Source organism: Ligilactobacillus pobuzihii E100301 = KCTC 13174 (genome assembly GCF_000349725.1).
GTDB lineage: Bacteria > Bacillota > Bacilli > Lactobacillales > Lactobacillaceae > Ligilactobacillus > Ligilactobacillus pobuzihii.
The window spans coordinates 1-338 of record NZ_APCP01000070.1; the positions used below are offsets into that span (position 1 = coordinate 1).

The 338-nt window shown below is 35.5% G+C and carries 1 protein-coding gene; it reads right to left on the reverse strand.

The features are described from left to right. Positions 1 to 10 precede the first annotated feature (10 nt). Positions 11 to 338, reverse strand: a 328-nt coding sequence (locus tag LACPOB_RS0100980; RefSeq protein ID WP_017866975.1) for a transposase, incomplete at its 5' end; no start/stop codon positions are given.

The window sequence follows — 338 nt, forward strand, 5'->3', positions numbered from 1 at the left end:
ACGCGTGGTGCTAGTTCGTAATAATTTCATCTTCATCAAAACTAAAAAAACCTAGATTGTAAACAAAAACTGTTAATTCAATTTTTAGCCAAAAACCTGTAAACGAGCGAGTTAAGTTGCGTTCAATACCATAATTGTCTACCAAAATTGAAAAGCGTGATTCAATAGTGCGACGCAATTTCTTTAAAGCACGACTGTTATGTTGTTTAGCACCTTTCATATTGGAACGATATGGAGTCCAGAGATCATACCCTAACTGAGCGAATTCTTCTTTTAGACTTTGACCAACATAACCTACATCACCTAAAACAAAGGGACAAGGACAACCGTCAATTAAA